The sequence below is a fragment of the Alcaligenes nematophilus genome (assembly GCF_026344155.1).
Taxonomy (GTDB): Bacteria; Pseudomonadota; Gammaproteobacteria; order Burkholderiales; family Burkholderiaceae_B; genus Alcaligenes; species Alcaligenes phenolicus.
The window spans coordinates 25,903-47,809 of sequence record NZ_JAPKMZ010000007.1 but is presented as its reverse complement, the minus strand read 5'-3'; the positions used below and the strand labels follow the sequence as shown (position 1 = coordinate 47,809).

The window sequence follows — 21,907 nt, the reverse complement described above, 5'->3', positions numbered from 1 at the left end:
CAAGACGTGCACCGCAGGGAAAGGTTAGGGGTGCCTTTATCCTGATTTAACTAAAGCAAATAACGTGCCAAACTAGCTAGCGATTGTCCCGACTCGATCCTGAGCTCGCCCGCCTCCATAATGGAACGACCTCCAGTCGCAGGCTGCGACAACTACTGTCGCAAAACGCGAGCACTGTCGCAGAATGCGACACCCCTCCCGGAGCACACTCATGACTTCTCTACACTCGTTTTGCCCGCAGACCAACGAAACCATGTGGCGTCAGTCCTGGGAGCGCTGTCAGACGATGGAGTCGGAGTTAAGCGCGGAACCTCGGGACATGAGCCAAGGTGCGCTGCGACAGTTGCTGGAACAACAGCATCACTTGTTGCATCACTCCTCGGCAGCGGTACAGGATCTGGCGGCGCTGGTGCACCCGCATCGCAGTCTGGTTTTATTGTGCGACGCACAAGGCACGGTGTTGCAACAGGCGGGGGACCCACACTTTCTGCAGCGGGCCGAACAGGTTGCCTTGCGTGCGGGTGTGAGTTGGGCGGAGAACCATCGCGGCACCAATGCTATTGGTACAGCTCTGGTCTGCGCACAGCCCATCAAGATTCACGGCAGCCAGCACTATCTGCCTGACAACCGGATTCTTAGCTGCCATGCCGCCCCCATTTACGACCCTTACGGCCAGATTATTGGAGTGCTGGATATTTCCGGCCCTTCGGAGCTGGAACATCACTACGCGCTGGATTTGGCGCAGCTGTACGCCCGCCAGATCAGCCGCCAGATGCTGGAGTCACTGTGCACGCCATCGCGCCGCCTGCTGCATCTGCATACAGACCCCAGTCTGCTCAATAGTGCTTTTAGTGGTCGACTGGTTCTGGAGGACGACACCATTGTGGCGGCCGATGAGTTGGCCGCCCGCATGTTGCGCCAGGACTGGCAGGAGCTACCCGGCCAGGACTTAAGTTCGGTACTGGAACAGGCGAAAAGCACGAGTCGACCTCTGACACTGCACCTGAGCACAGCAGCTAAAACCCCGGCTCCAGCCCGCGCGGTACAGGCTCGGACTGAGACGGCAGAAACTACACAACTGTCCCCTCAACAGGAAAAAGCTTTGGAGCCGGCTTTGCGCGCCATGCAGATGGGCTTGTCCATCTTGCTCAGCGGTCCTAGCGGCTCGGGCAAGGAGCGCATGGCGCGTGAGCTGCATCGTCGTCACAAATCGCAATCCGGTCCTTTTGTGGCGATTAACTGCGCCGCCCTGCCCGAAACCCTGATCGAAGCCGAGCTGTTTGGTTATGAAGCCGGTGCGTTTACAGGTGCACGCCGTCAGGGCTATGCAGGCAAATTGCGTCAGGCCCATGGCGGTGTGCTGTTTCTGGATGAGATTGGCGATATGCCTGTAGGCTTGCAAAGCCGTCTGCTACGGGTTCTACAAGAGCGCGAGGTGCAGGCACTGGGCTCGGAACGCACACACAGGCTGGACTTCCAGCTGATCAGCGCCAGCCATCAACCGCTGGAAAAACTGGTGCGTGATGGCCGCTTCCGTGCCGACCTGTACTTCCGACTGCAAGACTATATCTGCACAGTCCCCAGCCTTAGGGAACGCAACGATCTGGGCGACTACATTTCCAAAGAACTGGCTATTCTGGCACAAGGCCAAGCTGCGCCCCAGCTACATCCCGAAGCCCTGCAAATACTGCAGGACTACGACTGGCCAGGCAATTACCGCCAGTTGCGATCGGTGCTGCTGCAAATCATTGTGCAAGATTCTCCGGGGCGGCTCTGGTTGGCCCAGGACCTGCCTGCCTTGCCATGCTTGAATGCAGAACACCCGGTGCTGGTCCAAGAGCCTGCCATCCCGGAGGTCCGGAGCAGTACGGAAACCAGCTCCCTTGACTCCCCCAAGCCACAAACCCTGAAGGAACAGGAATACGCTGCCGTGCAGCAGGCTTTGAAACAGCATCAGGGAAATATTTCACAAGCGGCGCGCGCCTTGGGACTGCATCGCAGTACCTTGCACCGCAGGCTGAAAGAAATGTCGCAGTTATTTACTGCAGGCGGTCATCATCCAAAAAGTCCGGAATCGGCATGGCAATAATGCCGTCGTCGGCCAGTTCCTGATACTCCTGCACCGTGGCCTGACCACGGATTGCGCGCGGCTCAATGTCGCCCTCGTGCATGCGGCGTGCTTCCTGGGCAAACTGGGTGCCCACATTGTCTGACTTGCGTATCACCGAACGCAGCTCTTGTAAAAGCTGACCTTGAATCGCCCGCATTTGCGCTTCGGTAGGCATGGTTGAAGGCAAGGGAGGCGGAACTGGAGCACTGGCAGGAGCGCCAAGGCTTTCCTGCGCACCTACATTGATACGTGGAGCCGAAAGTTTGCGTTTGACCTCGTGGCTGTCGCAGACGGGGCAACACAAAAGCCCACGACTGATCTGCTCATCGTAACTTTCGCGTGAGCTAAACCAACCCTCGAACACATGGCCGTGTTCGCATTCAAGATCAAAAACCTTCAGACTCATAATGTGTTTATCAATGGGCGGACAGACCGCCGTATTGTGACATAGAAGTGCCGGACTAAATATGGCACGTCCGGCATGTGGCGCGGCTTAACGGGGAACAGCGGCCAGTAGACGCTGCGTCAACTCTTCCTGCGGATGGAACAGAACGTGCTGTGCGCTGCCCTGCTCCACGATGCGTCCCTTGGCCATGATAGCAATTCGATCGGCCAGATACTCCACAACCCCGAAATTATGGGTAATGAACAAATAAGCCAGACCCAGTTCCATTTGTAACTCACGCATCAAATCCAGAATCTGCGCTTGTACGGACACGTCCAGGGCCGAGGTCGGTTCGTCGCAAATCAGAACGGCGGGTTCGACTGCCAAAGCCCGCGCAATGGCGATGCGCTGACGTTGCCCACCAGAGAACTCATGCGCGTAACGATCCAGGGCGTTCTTGGGTAGACCGACTTGGTCCACTAAAGTTTCAATTCGTTTGCGACGCGCCTTGGCATCCAACTCGGGACGCAGCGCCGTCAGACCTTCCAGGAGGATATCGCCCACCATCATGCGTGGGTCCAGGGACCCATACGGGTCCTGAAAAATGATCTGCAAGCTTGAGCGCAATTGCCGCAAGGCCTTGCCTTTCACTTGCAAGACGTTCTGCCCCTGCATCTGCACCTGCCCGCTGATCTGAGCCTGATGATCCAGCAAGCGCATCAAAGTACGTGCGACCGTGCTTTTACCGCAGCCCGACTCGCCGACCAAAGCCAGGGTTTCGCCTTTGTACAGCTGCAGGCTCAAGTCTTTGACCACGGGAATAACAGGCAGGCGTCGCCACCAGGAGCCAGCCTGCTTATAGGAAACAGACAAGCCCTGAATATCCAGCACCAGCTCTTTGCCGCTATTGCGCGGGGGGACTGCTTCAATGGGCGCAGGGGCACGGGACAAGGGACGCCCACGTTTCTCAAAAGTGGGAATGGCATTGAGCAATTCACGAGCATAAGGATGGCTAGGGCGTAAAAAGAACTGGCTTGCCAGCCCGGCTTCCACTATTTGTCCGTGCCGCATCAAGGCCACATAGTCGGCATACTGTTTGACCAGCAGCAAATCGTGCGTAATCAGCAAGATAGCCAGGCCCATCTCTTTCTGTATATCGGCCAACAACTGCAGAATCTGCGCCTGAACCGTTACATCCAGCGCGGTGGTTGGCTCGTCAGCCACCAGCAAATCAGGTTCCGCCGCCAAGGCAATGGCAATCATGATGCGTTGCTTCTGGCCGCCGGAGAACTGGAATGGAAAGTCGTCGTAACGCTGTGCGGCACCGGGGATGCCGACACGTTCCAGCCATTTGATGGCCCTTGCCCTTTCCTGCCCCGCAGGAGCCACACCATGACGACGAATCACCTCGCTGATCTGCCGGCCAATGGACATGACCGGATTCAGGCTGGTGGACGGCTCCTGAAAAATCACGCTGATGCGTTTACCGCGCACATCCTGCATTTGCTGCTCGGGCAAAGGTGGCAGTTCCAACCCGTCCAAGGCAATTTGACCGGACTGCATCCAGGCGGCTTCGGGCAAGAGGCGCAGGATCGCCATGGCCGTCATGCTTTTGCCGCAGCCGGACTCCCCCACCAAGGCAAAGGTTTCACCGCGCTGCACGGCCAAAGACAGATTACGCACCACACTTTGCACACCGGCATCGGACTGTACACGCAGTTCCAGACCCTCGATATTCAGCACGGCAGGCGTGGCAGCGGGCTTCACGGCGGAGACATTTTCAAGCTCGCTCATACCTTGGCTCCTCCTGGACGACGTACTCGCAAAGCCTTGAAGCGACGAGTACGAGGGTCAAACGCCGTTTGCACCGCATCGGCAAAAATGTTCGCAGACAGAACCAAACCCAGCATCATCACAAAAGCCCCGGCCAGGCCCCACCAGATGATCGGGTCACGGGACAGCTCGCTACGGGCGGCGTCAATCATGCGCCCAAAGGATGGCATGCTGGGGTCCACACCAATACCCAGATAAGACAACACAGCCTCGTACAGCACCAGGCCGGAGAACTCCAGAATCAGGGTGATCAGCACAATGTGCATGACGTTAGGCAGCAGGTGACGGAACATGATGCGCAGATGACCGACACCAAAGGCTTGGGCTGCCTGAACGTAGTCCAGCTCGCGCAGCTTCAACACCTCGGCCCGCAGCAGGCGACACAGGCCCGCCCAGCCGGTCAAACCCAGAATCAGGCACAGCATGAACAAGCGCAGATCTGCGCGAGCGGCCACGGTGTCGAAGCTGTCGGGATGGGTGTCGATATAGACCTGCATCATCAACACGCAAGCGGCGATCAGCAGCACGCCAGGGATGGAAGTCAGCGTGGTGTAAATATATTGAATGACATCATCCACCCAGCCCCGGAAGTATCCAGCGGCCAAGCCCAGAATGATGGCAGGTGGCAGCATGGCGAAGGTGGTCAAGGTGCCAATCACCAAAGCCGTGCGCACGCTTTTCAAGGCTTGCCAGATGATGTCGTTACCCGTGCGATCCGTGCCCAGCACGTAGTAATTCGCGCTCAGGCTCAGTACCAGGCATAGCAGTATCACCAGCACGCAGGCACTGAACCAGACCAATCGCCAATTCACCAAACCCTGCCCTTGCCACCAATAACGCCAAGCCGCGCCCCAACCCGGCTCCATGGATTGCTTGCGCCCCCAAAGCGTCAGCAGAGCAGCCAGTAGCACGCTGCCCAGCACACCCCAGGCCAAACCTTTGGCGCCTAGCTGCAAAATATCGTGTCTATGCGCGGCAGGTGTATCCATACCCACCCCGGCATTGACCAGACGCGGAAAGTCCCGCACGGGCTTGCCATCTATCAGCATGCTTTCTTTGGTCAGTTGAAAGCGGGCCAAGGGAGCAGAATAGGTTTTCTCCACCTCGGCCAGCCCGGCTTTCTTCAGAATATCATCCAGCGCAGAGCGGGCGACGGGGGCATAGCTGGCTGTGCTGGCTTCCTGCCCAGGGGCAGCCGGCAATAAAGGCCGGTAGTGAATGGAGTCCAGTAAACCGATCAGCAGGAAAAAGACCAGAAAAACAGCAGCGCACATGGCCGAGGGCGTACGTGCCACACTGGCCCAGGCCGAGCGCAAGGCAGGCCGCTTGACGACGCGCCAGGTGTAGAGCGCCATGGCTAGAAACAGTGCCAGCACAAAGGTATCGGTCCAGAGAAAGACGAACTGTGGCATGGCGGGCTCAACTAAAACGAATGCGGGGGTCAACCAGGGTGTAGGAGATATCGGCCAGAATCAAACCGGCGATATAAAGCATCGATCCTAAAAACACCATGGCACGCACAATGGAGAAGTCCTGGGCATTGATGGCATCAATGGTGAAGCTGCCCAGACCCGGAATACCAAAAAAAGACTCCGAAATCAGGCTGCCCATGAACAGCAGGGGCAAAGCCGATACGGTACCCGTCAGAATGGGCAAGAGCGCATTGGGCAAGACATGGCGGAACAAAACGGTAGATTCCGCCAGCCCCTTGGAGCGCGCCGTACGCACATAATCACGGCTGGCCTCTTCCAGAAACAGGCTGCGATAAAAGCGCGATTCCGCCCCGATACGCGACAAAATCCCCACCAGCACCGGCAAGACCAGAAAGCGCCAGTTATCCATCCCTTCTACCCAGCCCGAAAACGGCACCCAGCGCAGCACCCGTGCAAACAGCCATTGCCCGGCAATGATGTAGAACAGGCCCGAAATGGACATCAACACGACGCACAGCACAACGGCGGAAAAATCCAGTCGGGTTCCCCGAAAGAACACCATCAGCAAGGCAAAACTGATACACACCCATAAGCCTAAAAAGAAGGTGGGCAAGGCCAGCGCCAAACTGGGCCCCATGCGTTGCTTGATCTGATAGGCAATATCCTGCCCCTGGTCTGACAAGCCAAAATCCAGGCGCAACAAAGGAACCGAGCGCTCGTAGAAAATCGTGTCGGTAAAGGTTTTGGAACCTTCCGCCTGCGCGTTATAAAACAACGGCTTGTTATAACCGCGCTCTGCCTTCCAGTTTTCAATGGCCGTCTGGCTGACGCGCTGCCCACCAATGGACAAACGGGCCATATCGTCAGGCGTGTTCACGGCAAAGAACAACACAAAGGTCAGCAGATTGACCCCTATCAGAATCAGCACGCCATACAGAATGCGCCGCAGCATATAGGAAAACATCAGTCTTTCTCCTTGCGCAGAGCCACATGGCGACGACGCGCCTGAGCCTGCGAGCGCACCACCCACACCAGAATCAAGGCCAGCAAGCCCAGCGGAATGGCGGGCCACCAGACGGGGCGGTTCCAGCGATCAATGCGCTCCACACGCTGTTCGGGGTCGATACGGTAATACTGGATGCTGTCGCGCACCATCATGGACGGCTTGGCATTGCGCACCCAGCTTTGGTAGGCACCACCCGCATTGGGCACATAGCCAAACATCCAGGGGGCATCATGCTGGACCAGATGGATCATCTGCTGCACCACCGCCTGTTTGTCCGGGCCGTCGTTCAGAAAGCGCATTTGCTCGTACAGGCGATCAAACTCCGCGCTTTGGTAATTGGCGGCGTTCTCACCACCAAAATCCTTCTTGGCCTGGGGGCCATACAGCAAGGTGAAGAAGTTTTCGGCATCCGGGTAGTCGGCTACCCAGCCCCACAGAAATAGCTGTGCCGCGCCCCGCTTCATCTTGTCCTGAAAGCGGTTGTAATCGGTAGCGCGCACCTCCAGCTGCAAGCCTACCTGGGCCAGCTGACGGCGCATCCAGTCCACCGTGGCATCCGAGCCCATACCCATCATGGAGTCGTAATACAGAATCAGGGGCTTGCCGGTACGGCTGTCCCGTCCATCGGGATAGCCCGCCTGTCGCAGCAAATCACGCGCTTCGTCCAAGCTGCGGCGCTTTACCACGCCATTGTCCTTGGTGTAGACGTAGGGGTTGGCACCTTGGGGCAGCGGCTGGTAACCCGGTACGCCGGGCGGCAAAGGACTATGCGCGGCTTCCCCCTGGTCGTTCATGAAAATGGAAACGTACTGCTCCCAGTCGAACACAATGCTGATGGCCAAACGCAGCTTGCGGTTTTTCTCGAACTGCTCGGGCGTGTCGCCCTGACCGACCACCGGGTCGTGCCAGTTAAAGCCCATATAAAACAATTGCGCTTCGGGAGCCGTGCGCAATTGCAGGCCGCGCTCCTGATACAGATTGGCTTTGTCGACCGAGTCCTGCGCGGCCACTGTCATGGCGACACCGTACTCGCCCCGCTCCACCTGCGGAATGTCGTAATAGCCCTGCAGGAACTTGCCCATCAAGGGGACGCCCTCTTTTTCCAGAGAGAACACCACTTTATCCAGGAAAGGCATGGGTTTGCCGCAATCTTCCAGTAAACCAGCAGCCTGGTCGCCGGGCTCGCCCACACAAGGGTATGGCTCCCCCCGGTAATTGGGGTTACGGCTCAGAACGTGACGACGATTGGTCAGGGATTCCGTCAGCATGAATGGGCCTGTACCCACGGGCCAGCTATCCAGTGTCAGATTGTGCTGCGCCATGCGCGGCTGGCTATAAAAACGCTCGGCCTCCCAGGCCATGGGCGCGGTAAAGGTCATGGCCAGCCAGTACTTGAACTGTGGGTACTTGCCATTCACCTCGATGCGCAAGGTGTGTTTATCCAGCGCTCGCACACCCGGCAAGGTGTAGGGCCGCAAATCCAGCCATTGTGGACGCGGCTCCTGCTTGTCGATACGGGCCAGCTCTTCACTGAACTCCTTGAAGCCCCGGATGTGCTCGGCCATCACACCCAGCACAGGAGAGGCCAAGCGCGGGCTGGCCAAACGCTTGAAGGCGTAAACGTAATCGTGAGCCGTCAGCTCGCGCGAGCCGGTATGGGCGAAGTCGGCAATGCTGAAAGCATCGTTCAGGTCCGGCGCCCGCATGGGGTAATAGCGGTACTCGCCCTGTTCATCCAAGGCAAAGGCCGGATGCGGCTGAAAGCGAATGCCTTGCTTGATGGGAATATCGTAACGGCTGACTGCCACCTGCTCGCCCGGCACATCAGCAGGCAAACGATTACCCTGCTCATCAAGGTATACAGGCTCTACCAGCTCGGCCGCCGCCTTGGGAATCAGGCGGTAGGGACGGTCCAGATAGTGATAGCCGTACAGTGGCTCGTAAATCGAGTAGGTAAACGGCGTCTCGTCACCGGAGTAGGACAAGGCTGGGTCCAGGTGATTGGGAGAACGGGTCGTGAACGCGCTGTACAGCGTGTTTTCTGCTGCACTGTGTTCGTGATAAGGGCTGTTAACGGGCTTGGAGCAGGCTGCCAATCCGACGCACAACAGAGCCAGTCCGAGCCGCCGCAAAGGGCTTAGCATTGCCCTTGCTGCCAGCAGTCATAACGCCATTTCCATGGCGGAACAGGATTGGGCTCAGACCAGATGCCTACACCGGCTTCCTTGGCTTCGCGCTCCAGCTGATCAATACGAGGGTCGCGCAGGAAGCGGCCGCGTTTTTCACGATTGGCCATGGCCATTCCAGCCCGTACCAGTTTCTGGTTGGCGGTTTCGCCATCGGCCAAAGGCACATCGCATACCGCGCGCCCATGGCGGTCGCTCTCATAGCAGGACAGGGTCAAGTGTTTACCAGACACCAAATCCGACAAGAAGCGCCGCGAGGCCACCGCAAAGGGCTGACCAGGGCGACGGCTGTCTTTGGTGGTTTCGGGGGCATCAATACTGGCCAGACGCACGCGCACCTGCCTGTTATTGCTGGGTAAAATCGTCAGCGTATCGCCGTCGGCCACCCGCACCACCCGCCCTGTCAGCTCGAAGTCTTGAGCCTGAACAGGCAAGGCCCCGACAGCCATCACAGCCGTCAAGCCAGCACAAACGGCTGTGCGCCGCGTCAAAGAAGAAAAGCCGGACAGGGAAAACACAGTCATGATGCGGACAACACTCCAGGCGGGTAGCAGAAACTAGGCTAACAAATTATAGATACTGCGCACCGCCTGTCCAGAGCAATGTCCCTAGTAGGCAGGCCTGCGTCAAGACGCCTGCAGGCGGGGCCAGATGCGATGCAAATACCAGGAAGCTTGCTCCACACCTTCCAGCCCGAATACGGTAGCCGGACCTTGTTGCAGACGATGGGTCGCGAACAGATCCGCGACGGCATCGGGAGCCACGTGGCGCATCAGGCAGGCTTGGTACAGAAGAGCCAGTTTCTGCGTCCAGACACGGCCTCCGGCCTGGGAAACCGTGCTCAACAAATCCTGTGCAACCTGACCCAGTTCCGCATCATCCCCGGTACGAGCTCGCAAGTCTGCCTGCAAGGCCTCCAGGACGCCTTCCTGACTCAAGGCGCGCTGCACATCCAGGCACATCACATTGCCGGAGCCTTCCCAAATCGAATTGACAGGAGCTTCGCGCAGCAAGCGCGGCATGGGGCCATCCTCGATATAGCCGTTGCCGCCCCAGGTTTCCATGGCTTCGGCACACAGGGCGATGGCCCGACGACATACCCAGAACTTGGCAGCCGGGGCCAGCACGCGTAGCACCGCCTGCGCCACGGGATCATCAGCCCGCTCCTGCAAATCCACCAGGAACAGGGCCAGATGGGTGGCCGCTTCGCTTTCCAGACTCATATCCAGCAGTACTGCCTGCATCAAGGGCTGCTCGATCAATTGTTTGCCAAAGCAGCGTCGGTGCTGACAGTAATGCAGGGACTGCACCAAAGCCTGCCGCATCAGGGCGGCACTGCCCAGCACGCAATCAATACGGGTACGGGCCGCCATTCCGGCCAGCAGAGCAATACCGCGACCGGCTTGGCCCACGCGCCAGGCCAGCGCACCATCAAAATCAATTTCGGCACTGGCGTTGGAGCGGTTGCCCAATTTGTCTTTCAGCCTGCGTATATACCGGCGATTCAAGCCATATTCGGTATAGCGCGGCATCAGGAAACAAGAAAACTGCTCGTGCTCACGAGCTAGTACCAGATGCCCGTCCGCCTGCGGCACGGAGAAAAACCATTTGTGCCCGTAAAGACGAAACGCCTGAGCCTGAGGATGCGCTTCAGTGGTGCAGCCGCGCAGATCAGAGCCGCCCTGCATTTCCGTCATGCCCATGCCCAACAGCACGCTGCTTTTTTCTGTCATCAACTGATCAGAAGAGTCGTACTGATTGATGTCCAGCTTGGCCGCCCATTCCTGAAACGGATCAGCCTGCAATAAGGGCGCAGCGGCGCGCGTCATGGTCAAGGGACACAAGGTGCCCGCCTCAATCTGACCATGCATGTAAAAGCCCATGGCTCGTTGCAGGTGCTGGCCAGGTTCGGACTGATGAGGCCAGATATGCAGGCCCTGCTCCATGCCCAGGCTCATCAATTGATGCCAGGCGGGATGAAAATCCACCTGATCAACTCGTTGCCCTTGGGCAGACCAGCCTCGCCATTGCGGCGGCTGGCGATTGGCCAAGGCACCTTGTTCGCGCCAATGGGCAGAGCCCAATTTCTGGCCGTAGTCCGCCAGCGCTTGCCGGGCCTCCTGGGAGGCCAGCTTGCTTTGCCAATGTTGTAAAGCCGGATCTTCGCCAAACAGATCGTCATTCATCAAATCCGGCACCTGATTCTGTAACTGCTGTTCCAGACCCATCTCGCCTCCTTGATTCCGGCCGTCTTGCCCCGTCTCTTAATCTAGAGCCATTTGGCCTTTTTGAATTTCCAGTACAAAAATCCGCACACGCTGCCCATCAGGCCCAAGGCCAGGGGGTAGCCCAGCGTCCATTCCAGCTCGGGCATGAATTTGAAGTTCATGCCGTAAATCCCCGCCACCGCGGTCGGCACGGCCAAAATGGCCGCCCAGGCCGCCAGCTTGCGGGTAGTGTCAGTCTGCTGCATCTGCCCTATCATCAAGCCACCTTCAAAGGCGAAGGCCAGGGCTTGCCGCAGGCTGTTAATAAATTCGGAAGTGCGGGCAATGCGGTCTGCCACTTCACCGAAATATGCCCGACTTTCCGCATCCACATACGCCAGCTCGATGCGCGACAAACGACGGCTTAGCTCCGCCAATGGCGTTACCGCGTTATACACGCGCAGCAAATCGCGCCGTAAACGGTAAATACGCCGTACATCGTTTTCCTTGAAGCCCCGAATCAGAAATTGCTGCTCAATGGCTTCTACAGCTTTTTCGGTTTGTTCCAGGCAAGTCTGGTACTGGTCCACAATCAGATCCAGCAACTCCGAGGCGACAAAATCACTGCCCCGCTCCAGCAAGGCCGGTGTGCTTTCCAGACGGGCACGCAGCTCTAAATAGCTGCTGTTGGAACCACGCCGCACCGTCAGCAACAAGCCGTGGGCAATCAGAATCTGCGTAGTACCAAAAAGTGGGCGCAGATCTTTCAGGCCCAAGGTTACCGCCACCACAATCAGGCAATTGCTGAACTCCAGCAATTTGGGACGACGATGAGGGGCAATCAATTCTTCAACGGCATTGTCTGGCAGACCCAGTTGCGCCCCTACTTCGCGCAAGGTTGCCTCGCTGGGGTCTTTCAAACCAATCCAGATAAAGCCGTCCTTCAAGGGATTGTGTACAGGCAGGTGATGAATATCCAAAGCCTGTGCTGGCTGGCCAGACTGATAGCGATACGCGGCCACCACAACGTCTTGTGCATCAGGGGCGACCGGAGCTATTTCTTGCATGCTGTCTCCTTGCAGACAAAGCCAATTTTTTTGTTCGATAATAGCACTGGCCTCCCTCCGCGCTGCGACCGCAGCGACTTGCAAGGAACGACATGAAATCACGATCCATTCTGTGCCTGGGCACACTGATTATGGCCTTGGGCGTAGGCCTGGGCGCGTTTGGTGCCCACGCCCTGCGCGCCATGGTTGACGCTTCGGCATTGGCAACCTGGCACACGGCCGTACTGTATCAATTGCTGCATGGTCTGGGCTTGCTGCTGATTGCCGCGTTGGGCTCGCAATTGAATGCGACCTGGCAGTCGCGCAGCGCAATTCTGATGCTGGCTGGCGTACTGATTTTCAGCGGCAGCCTGTACATTCTGGTGCTTAGCGGCGTGAAATGGCTGGGCGCGATTACCCCTATTGGCGGAGTAGCCATGATTCTGGCCTGGCTCTTTCTGGCCATTGCCGCCCTGCGTGGCAAGGACGCCTGACCCCAGGCCTTTGCCTTCGTATAATGGGGCGCATATTCTGCCTACCAGGAGCGCCCCGTGTCTGATTCCGCCTTTTCCCTACGCGAATTTACCCGCCAACTGCCCAAGGCTGAACTGCACCTTCATATCGAAGGCACGCTGGAACCGGACTTGATCTTCAAGCTGGCCCAGCGCAATCACATTACGCTGCCCTATCCCGATCAGGCCAGCCTGCACGCCGCCTATCAGTTCACCGACTTGCAGTCCTTTCTGGACCTGTACTACGCCGGGGCGGGGGTTCTGATCACCGAGCAGGATTTCTTTGACATGACCTGGGCCTACTTTCTGCGCGCCCAGGCCGATGGCATTGTCCACACGGAAATCATGTTTGACCCGCAGACGCACACGGCACGCGGGATCGCCATGGAAACCGTGTTTGCCGGGATTGCCCGCGCCGCCCGCCAGGCCAGATCCGAGTTGGGGATCAGCAGCTATCTGATCTTGAGCTTCCTGCGCCACCTGAGCGAAGCCGAGGCGTTTGACACCCTGGAAGCCGCCTTGCCCTTGCGCAATCAGTATTCCGACCTGTGGATTGCCATTGGCCTGGACTCCTCGGAAAAGGGCAACCCGCCCGCCAAATTCGAGAAGGTTTATGCCCGTTGCCGAGAGCAGGGTTTCCGACTGGTCGCCCACGCGGGTGAGGAAGGCCCGGCCAGCTATGTACGCGATGCCCTTCAGCTTCTGAAAGTAGAACGCATCGACCATGGCGTGCGCAGCCAGGACGACCCGGCCCTGATGCAGTATTTGGCCGACCACGCCATTTCCTTGACGGTCTGTCCGCTGTCCAACATCAAGCTCAAGGTTTTTGATAGCCTGCACCAGCACAATCTGAAGCATTTGCTGGATCGCGGCCTGAATGTCTGCGTGAACTCGGACGACCCAGCCTATTTTGGCGGCTATCTGCTGGACAACTACCTGCAAACCGCCCAGGCCCTGAATCTGCGGGAGGCCGATTTACGCACTCTGGCAGCCAATAGCTTGCGCTCCTCCTTTTTACCCAAGGAGCAAAAGCAGGCCTGGTTGAACAAGCTGGAGCAGATTCCCGGAAATGACTGAATCCGCGCTGTACCTGCCACGTGCGTTCTTTGCCCGTGATCCGCGTTACGTTGCCCTGGAATTGCTGGGCAAAACCCTGGTTTTGAATGACGAGCGCGGGCAGCGCTGCGCCACCATTGTAGAAACCGAAGCCTATCTGGGTCCCCAGGATCAGGCCGCCCACAGCCGACGCGGTATCACCGAGCGCACGCGACTGATGTTCGGCCCGGCAGGCTACGCCTATGTGTATTTGATCTACGGCCTGCACCACTGCATGAATATCGTCAGCGGTGTTGAAGGCGATGGTACGGCGGTCTTGCTGCGGGCGGCGCAATGGACGTCGCCTGAGGATGGCCCGTCCCTGTCAGGCCCCGGACGATTGTGCAAAGGGATGGGTATAGACAAAGCTTATAACGGTGCAGATGCCTGCGCCCCTACCATGCATTGGCTGGACGCCCCCGCCCTGCCGCCGGAGCAAATTCTGATCAGCCCACGCATCGGCGTAGAGTACGCGGGCGCCTGGGCCAAGGCCCCCTTGCGCTACTCGATTGCCCAGCATCCCGAGGTGTCCGTCAAGCCGGGCAAAACCACCACAAAACGCAGTGTCAAAGGCCTTAAACGCCCCGCCTAGAACAGGTATTATTAATCCTTCAAGCTGAATGCTTCCCAGCTGCTTTTAAGGATTTCCCATGCGACTCTCCGTACTACTTAGCGTCCTTCCCGCCGTTTTGCTGGCTGCTTGCACGGCCACGGGCAATAGCGCGCAAACAAGCTCGACTTCTTCGTTCAGCGACTCTTCTGGTGGTCTGTGCAATGCGGACGCCTTGAATCCAGCCGGTCAAACCGCCAGCCAAAGCCAAGTTGAACGTCTGGTCAAACAGGCCGGTGCGGCAAAAGCCCGCGTCCTTGCCCCGGACCGCATGTACACCACGGACTACGATCCCACCCGTTTGAACATCCGCGTGGACGAACAAAACAAAATTACCTCTGTTTACTGCGGCTGATCCCTGATGACTCTTGAGCAAAGCCAACACTTGCTGGACACGCTATTTGCCCCTTGGGTGCAAGCCCTGAAATTGCGTGTAGAAAGCATGAATGAAGACGGCGTGGTTCTACGCCTGCCTTTTTCAGATCAATTGACGCACGTGGCCGGTGTGGTCTGCGGTCAGGTGTATATGGCGGCAGCCGATACCGCCATGGTGCTGGCCGTCAGTCAAAGCCTGGGGGAGTTTCGCCCCATGACTACAGTTTCACTGAACACCAGCTTTGTACGCCCGGTTAGCCAGGGGGATGTGCTGGTACACGCCCAAGTGCTGAAACGTGGCAAAAGCATGGTCTTTGGCGACATCAAGCTGCTGGACGAGCAAGGTCGACTGGCCGCCCACGCCACCACCACCTACGCCCTGCTGCCAGGCTGATGCTCCTCGGGACGGCCACCCGCTTTGCAAGACAGACTCTGACACAAAACAATCCGTCCAGGGGTTTGGCAGAGCGGGCGTGGCACGACTATCATCGTCATAGCAGCTGCGCCCCGGCTTAGCCCTGTGGCCGCTGCCCCGTCCGATTCCTTGTTGATCGCTTTTCTGGAGAAGTTCAAATGGCAAAAGTCCTGGTTCTCTATTACTCCGCCTATGGCCACGTAGAAAAAATGGCCCAAGCGGTTGCCGAAGGTGCACAAAGCGCTGGCGCGACGGTGGACATCAAGCGTGTCCCCGAACTGGTCCCGGAAGCCGTGGCCCAGAAAGCGAATTTCAAGCTGGATCAAGCCGCCCCGGTAGCCACTATTGGCGACCTGGAAAACTACGACGCCATCATTGTCGGCACCGGCACCCGTTTCGGGCGCATCAGCTCGCAAATGGCCAGTTTTCTGGATCAGGCCGGTGGCCTGTGGGCGCGCGGCGCACTCAATGGCAAGGTAGGCGGTGCCTTTACCTCTACCGCCACCCAACACGGTGGGCAGGAGCTGACGCTACTGTCTATTATTCATAACCTGATGCACTTTGGCATGATTGTGGTGGGCCTGCCTTACAGCTTTGCAGGCCAGACACTGCTGAACGAAGTCACTGGCGGCAGCCCCTACGGCGCATCCACCATTGCCGGTGGCGACGGTTCACGTCAGCCCAGCCAGAACGAGCTGGACGGCGCCCGCTACCAGGGCCGTCATATCGCTGAAATTGCAATCAAGCTGAAAGGCTAAAACGGAGTACACAGATGGGCATGATGATAGATGGACAATGGCATAGCAAAGAGCCTGTCAGCAGCACCCAGTCCGATACATTTCAACGTGCCCAGTCTGCCTTCCGGGACTGGATTACCGCCGACGGCGGCCCCGGCCCGGACGGCCAGGCAGCGCAGCCTGCCCAGGCCAATCGCTATCATCTGTATGTCTCGCTGGCCTGCCCCTGGGCGCATCGCACCTTGATCATGCGCGAATTAAAGGGGCTGCAAAAGCTGATTTCAGTGTCGGTGGTGAACCCCATCATGGGCGATCAGGGCTGGACCTTTGAACCGGCGGAGGGCGTGGTGCCGGACCCGGTCATGGATGCGCAGTTCCTGCATCAGCTCTATGCCAAGGCGGACCCGCAATTTACGGGGCGCATTACCGTGCCCGTACTGTGGGACAAGCAGCGCGGCACAATCATCAATAACGAGTCGGCCGAGATCATGCGTATTTTCAATAGCGCCTTTGATACTTTGGGCGCGCGCAGCCTGGATATGGCACCTGCCGAGCTGCTGGGCGAAATCGACCAGATCAATGCCCATGTGTATGACACCGTCAATAACGGGGTCTACAAAGCAGGTTTTGCCCGCTCACAAGCCGCCTACGACACGGCAGTTCATGCCCTGTTCGACAGTCTGGACGGGCTGGAAGCTCGCCTGAGCCAGCAGCGCTACCTGACGGGCACGCAACTGACCGAGGCCGACTGGCGCTTGTTCACTACCCTGATTCGCTTTGATCCGGTCTATGTCGGCCATTTCAAATGCAATCTGCGCCGTCTGATTGATTATCCGAATCTGTGGAACTACATGCTGGAGCTGTACCAAATGCCTGGCGTGGCCAGCACGGTCAGCCTGGATCACATCAAGACCCATTACTACAGCAGTCACCGCCATCTGAACCCGACGGGCATTGTGCCGGCTGGCCCTGTACTGGATCTGAACGGGCCCCACGGACGAGGTCATTTACCCGTCCAGCCAGGGCCCTTGCATATCGGGCTTCAGTAACCGGGGCGATCAAAAATATCGGGATTGAGCAAGATGGAGCGGTCTACCTGATTGATATCGGTACGACCGCAAAACGCCATGGACACGTCCAGCTCATTCGCCATCAGTTTCAGCAAACGGGCCACACCGGCCTGCCCCGCCGCACCCAAGGCATACAGGAAAGCACGGCCAATCATGGCACCTTGAGCGCCCAAGGCGCGGGCACGCAACACATCCTGACCGCTGCGAATACCACCATCGACCAGCACTTCGATCTTGTCACCTACCGCCTTGCTGATCGCAGGCAGGCAGGAAATTGAGGATGGTGCGCCATCCAGCTGACGGCCACCGTGATTGGACACGATCAAAGCATCGGCACCGCTATCCACGGCGTAACGGGCATCGTCGGCATCCATAATGCCTTTAACAATCAGCTTGCCGCCCCAGGCATTCTTGATCCACTCGATATCTTTCCAGTTCAGGCTCGGGTCGAACTGCTCGGCCGTCCAGGTAGACAAGGAGCGCAGATCCGACACTCCCTTGGCGTGGCCGACGATATTGCCAAAACTGCGACGATGCGTGCGCAGCATATTGCGGCACCAGTACGGCTTGGTCGCCAGATTCAGCAAATTAGGAATAGTCAGGCGTGGAGGCGTGGTCAGGCCATTTTTAATATCTTTGTGACGCTGCCCCAAAACCTGCAAGTCCAGGGTCAGGACCAGCGCCGAACAATTAGCCGCCTTGGCACGCGCAATCAGGTTTTCAATAAAGCTGCGATCACGCATCACATACAGCTGGAACCAGAACGGGGCACGGGTAGCCTGGGCAACGTCTTCCAGCGAGCACACGCTCATGGTGGACAGGGTGAAAGGAATACCAAAATCCCGTGCGGCCAAAGCCGCCAGCATTTCACCATCGGCGTGCTGCATGCCGGTCAGACCGGTAGGGGCAATAGCCACGGGCATGGCCACATCCTGACCCAGAAGCTTGGTCTTCAGACTGCGATGGTCAATGTCCACGGCCACGCGCTGTTTGAATTTCAGCTTGTGAAAATCCTGCTCGTTCGCATGATACGTGCCCTGCGTCCAGGAGCCGGAGTCGGCGTAGTCATAAAACATCTTGGGCACGCGGCGTTTGGCCGCCAGGCGGAAATCTTCAGTGCAGGTAATTTTCGACAGATCCATTACATTGGGCTCCAAAACAATGGCGTAATAATGCGACTTTGTGCCCTGTGGGGCAAGTCATCCGGGGCAGACTGTTCGAAGTTTCTGTCTGGCGCGCCTCAAGGACCACCAAGACGAGCCCCCAAGACCAAAAATAAAGAGATTCACTGTTGTCCCGCTGCACGCCTTGCCATCTCTGGCTTTAGAGCCTGCCCGCCGACCCCGAAAACCATAAAAAAAGGCGATTTCAGTAAAATTTGTTGATATTTTGGTGACAAGTAAAAATAGCCGTGCTATATTTCTACTTCTTTAGCGGCTGTAGCTCAGTTGGATAGAGTACTTGGCTACGAACCAAGGGGTCGTGGGTTCGAATCCTGCCAGCCGCGCCATATTCAGTAAAAAAGCCATTTCTTCGGAAATGGCTTTTTTGCTTTCTGCTCTCGGACAACAGGCAGGAAAAAGACCCACTACGCTGCCAGCCACCACCCAAACCCCACCCACAATAGCAATACGAGCAGGCTGGAACGAAGCAATAGAATGAGCAGTAGTGGCTTTTTATGTAGACAGGAATAACTCCTGCACGGCCTTATCGCCTTTCTGACAACTCAATACCCTCACCGTCCCCAAAGCCATCATGCACCCACACCGTCACGGGGACGGCATAGCTCCATCCACCCGCTTTCCACCAGCATTCTGCAAACCACGCTTTGGTGGTGTTAGCCGCGATACTCAGTCCATCCAAGCCTTCATCCAGGAAATAGTCTTCGTGGAAGGCGTCCATCTTGTCCAAACCCAGAGACAGTTCCAGGGCTCTACCGGGAAAGATGGAAGGGTCACTGCTATCTACTTTATTATTTTCACCGCTGTAGTAAATCCATGCCGACGGGGTTTCCAGGCCATCTTCACCAAAAAAAATTTGCACCTGGGCATCCGCAACGCTATCTGGCACAGGCAAGGCGAACAAGGTACGTAACTCGGTAATGAGATGCTTTGAAGCTCGTTCCAGACACCGCCTGTAACGCTGCTGAAACTGTGCCGGACTTAAGCCGAATGGGACCATACCTGTAACTCCTGGGGCTTTGAAACTGCAACTAATTGACTTGGGGCTGCGTCATCATCACGCTTGATGTTGACGCAGCCGCCACGAAGAATAATAGTTCCTCTCCCCAGTCAGCAAGCCACTCTTGCATTGGCAAGACTCTGAATGCCACTGCTCACTCCTGATCTCGGCTATAGCTCAAATCACTCAGGTACCTGGCGACGAATCGGAGACCTGGGGTCACGTCCTGCCAGATGGACTATCCCTACAAACAAATAACAGACGTGCAAAAGCGGCGCTACCTGTTAGCGCCGCTTTTTTTACAACCCAAAGCAGACGCGCTTAGAAGCGGGCTTGCACATTCACCATAAAGTTACGTGGCTCGCCATAAATCAGGCCGTTATAGAAACCGAACTCTCGATAGTATTCCTTATCGAACAGATTATTGACGCGTGCCGTCACGCTCAGATTCTTGTTCACGTCATAACGCGCCATCACGTGGGCCAGCATGTAGCCGGACTGACGAATCGGGCTGTTATCAAAGCCGCCGCCCGCCAAGGGACGACCGGGCATAGGCGTGGACGTCGTGGAGCTGTCGTAGCTGATACTGGTCCCCAACGTCAGCTTGTCGGCCAGCACGTTCGGACGATACGTGGTGCTAACACGGAAGCTGTGACGCGGGTCCTGACGTGGACTGCTATTGGGACTGGAATCCACCACATTCATATAGGTGTAGCCAGCATACACATTCCAGCGATTGGTCAGTGCCCCCGCCAGTTGCAAGTCCAGGCCAGTAGATTTGATACCCGTAGCATTGGCCACATACGCCTGATCGCCGGTATCCAGTACGGTACGATCATCATCGGCCTTGGCGACGTTGGTCTGCTTGGCATGGAACACCGCTACGGTGCTGGACAAGCGATCATCCAGCCAGGAGCTCTTGATACCCGCCTCGTAGCTGGCCCCCGTAATTGGCTTGATGATATTGCCTGCCACATCGCGCTGGCTTTGCGGTTTGAACACGTCGGTATAGCTGGTGTAGAGCGTGTGATTCGGCGTGACATCAAAGGTCAGGCCTAGATAGGGTGTCCATACCTTCTTGTCCAGCTCGGAGCGACGGGCGCTTTTGACATTGTCCTTGTCGTAATCGTAGGCATAGGTTTTGTAGTAGCTATAGCGCGAACCCAGAATGACTTTCAGATTGTCAGCCAGCTCCAGACGGGTGGCGATGTACGGGCCGTAATTGGTCGTCCGTGTCACACCACGCGCATCGGTACGGAAGGTTTGCGGCGCACCGTACTCATTACCATTCCAGGTCTGCCAGTTGGCAGGCAGATCCAGACGGTACTGACATCCACGCGCTGGCACATGACCATCAATATGGCAGTTCCCCAAGGCTCCGCTGAACTGATAGGAAGTCTCCTCTGAGCGCTGGCCGTTAAAACCCAGAATCAACTCATGCTCGCGACCCAATAGTTTGAATGGCCCGGTGACATTCAAGGAAAAGGCATGCTGCGTGCCCTCGCTCTCCGAATGCAGGCTGTTCAAATACGCCAGGCCCGTTTCTCTATCAAACAGGCCCCATTTGGAACCGGCGCTATTGGCTTTCAACACCCCAAAGCTGTTGATGCTTTCCAGATCGCTATAGCTGTAGTTGGCGTCGGCATGCCAGCCACCGCCCAAATTCTGCTCCAGGTTCGCAAACCAGGTGTGATTCTTGCGCTGGGTGTAGCTCCAGTCCGCAACCGGGTGATAGCTGCGATCGAAATCCGTACGAGTGCCGTCCGAGAACCAGATAGGCACGTTCGTGCCCCAGGATGTGCCCTTGTGCTTTTTATAGGTGTACTCGTAACCTGCCGTCACGCTGGTGTCGGGCGAGAAATCGTAAGTCACGGTAGCCAGCAGGCCAAAGCTCCTGGGGTTCTCATTGTCGCGGAAGGTATGGCTGTCATCCCCGCTAAGCACCAGACGCGCCCGCAAATCCCCATCTTTGCTCAGGGGAGTATTGATATCCCCCATCAGGCGTCGTTTGCGCCAGCTACCCAGCTCGACATTGCCTTGCAAGCCAAATTCCCGGTACGCCTTTTTACGGGACAGGGAAATACTGGCCGACGGATCACCCGTACCGCCCAGCAAGCCGTTGGCCCCGCGCAAGACGCTGACGTCTTCGTACAGGTCCATATTCACCGCCCCGCCTATACCGGAAAAACCGGACTCGCCATTGAACTCCAGGCCATCAATCTTGTAGTTATTGATGTTGAAGCCACGCGCCCGGTAGGTTGTACGCGAACCAATATCCACCTCATTGACACTGATACCCGACACCGAGGTCAAGGCATCGTCCAGCGACTGAATGTTTTGATCCTCCATTTGCTGGCGCGTAATGTTGGTGATGGCCTGCGGCGTATCTTTTTCTTCCATGCGCAGCCCGGTCGAGCTTTTGCTGTAAATCTTTTGGTAGCTGTCTTCGGGCTCTGCCTGCTCGTGCCCCTTGACCGTAATGGGCTTGAGCATGGCGGGCGCATCTTGTGCCCAGGCTGCCTGCCCACTCAGGGCAAGAAGAATCAAGGCCGCAAGAGGCTTGAGTGGTGGACGGGATGAAGGGAACGGCAAAACATGACTCCTGTTTAATAATGAGAACAATTCTTGTTCGCCGTAAGATTAGCGTGTATGGTTTCAGGCGATGTTTCGCCTTATGTTCCCGCCCAATCGCAATGTAATGGTATG

Annotated in this window: 19 protein-coding genes and 1 tRNA gene; 9 read left to right on the top strand and 11 right to left on the bottom strand. The window is 57.3% G+C overall.

Annotated features, from left to right (window positions below):
* Nucleotides 1–211: 211 nt before the first annotated feature.
* Nucleotides 212–2,089 carry a sigma-54-dependent Fis family transcriptional regulator gene (locus tag OSH04_RS17390; RefSeq protein WP_266108939.1) on the top strand — a complete coding sequence of 626 codons (1,878 nt, stop codon included), beginning with the start codon at nt 212–214 and terminating at the stop codon, nt 2,087–2,089.
* Here the strand turns inward: OSH04_RS17390 and OSH04_RS17385 are convergent.
* The 8 genes from OSH04_RS17385 to OSH04_RS17350 form a co-directional block, all read right to left on the bottom strand.
* Nucleotides 2,040–2,516, bottom strand: a complete 477-nt coding sequence (locus OSH04_RS17385; protein WP_026484274.1) for a DUF1178 family protein — start codon at nt 2,514–2,516, stop codon at nt 2,040–2,042. The two genes, OSH04_RS17390 and OSH04_RS17385, sit on opposite strands and share 50 nt — an antisense overlap.
* Nucleotides 2,517–2,603: 87 nt before the next feature.
* Entirely contained in the window at nt 2,604–4,289 is a 1,686-nt protein-coding gene (locus OSH04_RS17380; RefSeq protein WP_266108938.1) for an ABC transporter ATP-binding protein, read from the bottom strand.
* Nucleotides 4,286–5,740: an ABC transporter permease gene (locus tag OSH04_RS17375; RefSeq protein WP_266108937.1), complete on the bottom strand. Its 1,455-nt coding sequence runs from the start codon at nt 5,738–5,740 to the stop codon at nt 4,286–4,288. The genes OSH04_RS17380 and OSH04_RS17375 overlap by 4 nt, the downstream gene beginning before the upstream one ends.
* 7 nt (nt 5,741–5,747) lie before the next feature.
* Nucleotides 5,748–6,725 carry an ABC transporter permease gene (locus OSH04_RS17370; RefSeq protein WP_009457740.1) on the bottom strand — a complete coding sequence of 326 codons (978 nt, stop codon included), beginning with the start codon at nt 6,723–6,725 and terminating at the stop codon, nt 5,748–5,750.
* Nucleotides 6,725–8,911, bottom strand: a complete 2,187-nt coding sequence (locus OSH04_RS17365) for an ABC transporter substrate-binding protein (RefSeq protein ID WP_083054027.1) — start codon at nt 8,909–8,911, stop codon at nt 6,725–6,727. Before OSH04_RS17365 ends, OSH04_RS17370 begins: the two co-directional genes overlap by 1 nt.
* Complete coding sequence (locus OSH04_RS17360; RefSeq protein WP_266108935.1) at nt 8,905–9,477, bottom strand: thermonuclease family protein; 573 nt, start codon at nt 9,475–9,477, stop codon at nt 8,905–8,907. Before OSH04_RS17360 ends, OSH04_RS17365 begins: the two co-directional genes overlap by 7 nt.
* A 102-nt stretch (nt 9,478–9,579) precedes the next feature.
* Nucleotides 9,580–11,181, bottom strand: coding sequence for an acyl-CoA dehydrogenase family protein (locus OSH04_RS17355; RefSeq protein WP_251196083.1), 1,602 nt, complete (start codon nt 11,179–11,181; stop codon nt 9,580–9,582).
* A gap of 41 nt (nt 11,182–11,222) precedes the next feature.
* Nucleotides 11,223–12,227 carry a magnesium and cobalt transport protein CorA gene (locus OSH04_RS17350; RefSeq protein ID WP_060185703.1) on the bottom strand — a complete coding sequence of 335 codons (1,005 nt, stop codon included), beginning with the start codon at nt 12,225–12,227 and terminating at the stop codon, nt 11,223–11,225.
* A gap of 92 nt (nt 12,228–12,319) precedes the next feature.
* Here OSH04_RS17350 and OSH04_RS17345 point away from each other — a divergent pair, with 92 nt between their 5' ends.
* The 7 genes from OSH04_RS17345 (at nt 12,320) to OSH04_RS17315 (ending at nt 16,999) form a co-directional block, all read left to right on the top strand.
* A complete protein-coding gene (locus tag OSH04_RS17345; RefSeq protein ID WP_009457750.1) occupies nt 12,320–12,700 on the top strand; it encodes a DUF423 domain-containing protein in 381 nt (126 codons plus the stop codon).
* Nucleotides 12,701–12,757: 57 nt separating this feature from the next.
* Nucleotides 12,758–13,795 (top strand): adenosine deaminase, encoded by a 1,038-nt coding sequence (locus OSH04_RS17340; RefSeq protein WP_266108934.1) that lies wholly within the window; start codon nt 12,758–12,760, stop codon nt 13,793–13,795.
* Nucleotides 13,788–14,405, top strand: coding sequence for a DNA-3-methyladenine glycosylase (locus tag OSH04_RS17335; protein WP_239055229.1), 618 nt, complete (start codon nt 13,788–13,790; stop codon nt 14,403–14,405). Before OSH04_RS17340 ends, OSH04_RS17335 begins: the two co-directional genes overlap by 8 nt.
* Nucleotides 14,406–14,463: 58 nt before the next feature.
* Nucleotides 14,464–14,778 carry an I78 family peptidase inhibitor gene (locus tag OSH04_RS17330; RefSeq protein WP_022983535.1) on the top strand — a complete coding sequence of 105 codons (315 nt, stop codon included), beginning with the start codon at nt 14,464–14,466 and terminating at the stop codon, nt 14,776–14,778.
* 6 nt (nt 14,779–14,784) lie between these two features.
* Nucleotides 14,785–15,192: a PaaI family thioesterase gene (locus OSH04_RS17325; RefSeq protein ID WP_009457765.1), complete on the top strand. Its 408-nt coding sequence runs from the start codon at nt 14,785–14,787 to the stop codon at nt 15,190–15,192.
* Between the two features lie 179 nt (nt 15,193–15,371).
* Nucleotides 15,372–15,971, top strand: coding sequence for an NAD(P)H:quinone oxidoreductase (gene wrbA / locus OSH04_RS17320; protein WP_009457766.1), 600 nt, complete (start codon nt 15,372–15,374; stop codon nt 15,969–15,971).
* A gap of 14 nt (nt 15,972–15,985) precedes the next feature.
* Nucleotides 15,986–16,999: a glutathione S-transferase family protein gene (locus OSH04_RS17315; RefSeq protein ID WP_226348594.1), complete on the top strand. Its 1,014-nt coding sequence runs from the start codon at nt 15,986–15,988 to the stop codon at nt 16,997–16,999.
* Here OSH04_RS17315 and OSH04_RS17310 read toward each other — a convergent pair.
* A complete protein-coding gene (locus OSH04_RS17310; RefSeq protein WP_009457768.1) occupies nt 16,993–18,162 on the bottom strand; it encodes an alpha-hydroxy acid oxidase in 1,170 nt (389 codons plus the stop codon). The genes OSH04_RS17315 and OSH04_RS17310 overlap by 7 nt on opposite strands.
* Before the next feature lie 291 nt (nt 18,163–18,453).
* Here OSH04_RS17310 and OSH04_RS17305 point away from each other — a divergent pair.
* Nucleotides 18,454–18,530: transfer RNA gene (locus OSH04_RS17305), tRNA-Arg, on the top strand.
* A gap of 197 nt (nt 18,531–18,727) precedes the next feature.
* Here OSH04_RS17305 and OSH04_RS17300 read toward each other — a convergent pair.
* Nucleotides 18,728–19,201: a hypothetical protein gene (locus OSH04_RS17300; RefSeq protein ID WP_035270865.1), complete on the bottom strand. Its 474-nt coding sequence runs from the start codon at nt 19,199–19,201 to the stop codon at nt 18,728–18,730.
* 321 nt (nt 19,202–19,522) lie between these two features.
* Nucleotides 19,523–21,793 carry a TonB-dependent siderophore receptor gene (locus OSH04_RS17295; RefSeq protein WP_266108933.1) on the bottom strand — a complete coding sequence of 757 codons (2,271 nt, stop codon included), beginning with the start codon at nt 21,791–21,793 and terminating at the stop codon, nt 19,523–19,525.
* Between the last annotated feature and the right edge of the window lie 114 nt (nt 21,794–21,907).

Excerpts from the sequence above, each read along its gene's own strand:
- OSH04_RS17390 (WP_266108939.1), top strand. The coding sequence starts at position 212 with ATGACTTCTCTACACTCGTTTTGCCCGCAGACCAACGAAACCATGTGG.
- OSH04_RS17385 (WP_026484274.1), bottom strand. The coding sequence starts at position 2,516 with ATGAGTCTGAAGGTTTTTGATCTTGAATGCGAACACGGCCATGTGTTC.
- OSH04_RS17380 (WP_266108938.1), bottom strand. The coding sequence starts at position 4,289 with ATGAGCGAGCTTGAAAATGTCTCCGCCGTGAAGCCCGCTGCCACGCCT.
- OSH04_RS17375 (WP_266108937.1), bottom strand. The coding sequence starts at position 5,740 with ATGCCACAGTTCGTCTTTCTCTGGACCGATACCTTTGTGCTGGCACTG.
- OSH04_RS17370 (WP_009457740.1), bottom strand. The coding sequence starts at position 6,725 with ATGTTTTCCTATATGCTGCGGCGCATTCTGTATGGCGTGCTGATTCTG.
- OSH04_RS17365 (WP_083054027.1), bottom strand. The coding sequence starts at position 8,911 with ATGCTAAGCCCTTTGCGGCGGCTCGGACTGGCTCTGTTGTGCGTCGGA.
- OSH04_RS17360 (WP_266108935.1), bottom strand. The coding sequence starts at position 9,477 with ATGACTGTGTTTTCCCTGTCCGGCTTTTCTTCTTTGACGCGGCGCACA.
- OSH04_RS17355 (WP_251196083.1), bottom strand. The coding sequence starts at position 11,181 with ATGGGTCTGGAACAGCAGTTACAGAATCAGGTGCCGGATTTGATGAAT.
- OSH04_RS17350 (WP_060185703.1), bottom strand. The coding sequence starts at position 12,227 with ATGCAAGAAATAGCTCCGGTCGCCCCTGATGCACAAGACGTTGTGGTG.
- OSH04_RS17345 (WP_009457750.1), top strand. The coding sequence starts at position 12,320 with ATGAAATCACGATCCATTCTGTGCCTGGGCACACTGATTATGGCCTTG.
- OSH04_RS17335 (WP_239055229.1), top strand. The coding sequence starts at position 13,788 with ATGACTGAATCCGCGCTGTACCTGCCACGTGCGTTCTTTGCCCGTGAT.
- OSH04_RS17330 (WP_022983535.1), top strand. The coding sequence starts at position 14,464 with ATGCGACTCTCCGTACTACTTAGCGTCCTTCCCGCCGTTTTGCTGGCT.
- OSH04_RS17325 (WP_009457765.1), top strand. The coding sequence starts at position 14,785 with ATGACTCTTGAGCAAAGCCAACACTTGCTGGACACGCTATTTGCCCCT.
- wrbA (WP_009457766.1), top strand. The coding sequence starts at position 15,372 with ATGGCAAAAGTCCTGGTTCTCTATTACTCCGCCTATGGCCACGTAGAA.
- OSH04_RS17315 (WP_226348594.1), top strand. The coding sequence starts at position 15,986 with ATGGGCATGATGATAGATGGACAATGGCATAGCAAAGAGCCTGTCAGC.
- OSH04_RS17310 (WP_009457768.1), bottom strand. The coding sequence starts at position 18,162 with ATGGATCTGTCGAAAATTACCTGCACTGAAGATTTCCGCCTGGCGGCC.
- OSH04_RS17300 (WP_035270865.1), bottom strand. The coding sequence starts at position 19,201 with ATGGTCCCATTCGGCTTAAGTCCGGCACAGTTTCAGCAGCGTTACAGG.